Source organism: Streptomyces sp. NPDC059695 (genome assembly GCF_042733785.1).
In the GTDB taxonomy this organism is placed as follows: domain Bacteria; phylum Actinomycetota; class Actinomycetes; order Streptomycetales; family Streptomycetaceae; genus Streptomyces.
Map to the genome: position 1 here is coordinate 1 of NZ_JBHWFF010000082.1, position 1,427 is coordinate 1,427.

General features: G+C 56.1%; 1 rRNA gene. It reads left to right on the forward strand.

Annotated elements, in window-relative coordinates:
- Positions 1-1,395, forward strand: a 23S ribosomal RNA gene (locus ACFV2S_RS37905); the annotation flags it as partial.
- Positions 1,396-1,427: the final 32 nt, after the last annotated feature.

Below are 1,427 nucleotides of genomic sequence, written 5' to 3' on the forward strand. Positions count from 1 at the left end.
AGCCTGAGACCTGATGCCGAGCCGATTGTGGTGAAGTGGATGATCCTATGCTGTCGAGAAAAGCCTCTAGCGAGTTTCATGGCGGCCCGTACCCTAAACCGACTCAGGTGGTCAGGTAGAGAATACCGAGGCGTTCGGGTGAACTATGGTTAAGGAACTCGGCAAAATGCCCCCGTAACTTCGGGAGAAGGGGGGCCACGTCTGGTGATGAGTCTTGCACTCTGAGCTGGGGGTGGCCGCAGAGACCAGCGAGAAGCGACTGTTTACTAAAAACACAGGTCCGTGCGAAGCCGTAAGGCGATGTATACGGACTGACGCCTGCCCGGTGCTGGAACGTTAAGGGGACCGGTTAGCTCTGTTTCGACAGGGCGAAGCTGAGAACTTAAGCGCCAGTAAACGGCGGTGGTAACTATAACCATCCTAAGGTAGCGAAATTCCTTGTCGGGTAAGTTCCGACCTGCACGAATGGCGTAACGACTTCTCGACTGTCTCAACCATAGGCCCGGTGAAATTGCACTACGAGTAAAGATGCTCGTTTCGCGCAGCAGGACGGAAAGACCCCGGGACCTTTACTACAGTTTGATATTGGTGTTCGGTTCGGCTTGTGTAGGATAGGTGGGAGACTTTGAAGCCGTGACGCCAGTCATGGTGGAGTCGCCGTTGAAATACCACTCTGGTCGTGCTGGATGTCTAACCTCGGTCCGTGATCCGGATCAGGGACAGTGTCTGATGGGTAGTTTAACTGGGGCGGTTGCCTCCCAAAGGGTAACGGAGGCGCCCAAAGGTTCCCTCAGCCTGGTTGGCAATCAGGTGTTGAGTGTAAGTGCACAAGGGAGCTTGACTGTGAGACCGACGGGTCGAGCAGGGACGAAAGTCGGGACTAGTGATCCGGCGGTGGCTTGTGGAAGCGCCGTCGCTCAACGGATAAAAGGTACCCCGGGGATAACAGGCTGATCTTCCCCAAGAGTCCATATCGACGGGATGGTTTGGCACCTCGATGTCGGCTCGTCGCATCCTGGGGCTGGAGTCGGTCCCAAGGGTTGGGCTGTTCGCCCATTAAAGCGGTACGCGAGCTGGGTTTAGAACGTCGTGAGACAGTTCGGTCCCTATCCGCTGTGCGCGTAGGAATATTGAGAAGGGCTGTCCCTAGTACGAGAGGACCGGGACGGACGAACCTCTGGTGTGCCAGTTGTCCTGCCAAGGGCATGGCTGGTTGGCTACGTTCGGGAGGGATAACCGCTGAAAGCATCTAAGCGGGAAGCCTGCTTCGAGATGAGTATTCCCACCTCCTTGAGAGGGTAAGGCTCCCAGTAGACGACTGGGTTGATAGGCCGGATGTGGAAGCCCAGTAATGGGTGGAGCTGACCGGTACTAATAGGCCGAGGGCTTGTCCTCAGTTGCTCGCGTCCACTGTGTTAGTTCTGAAG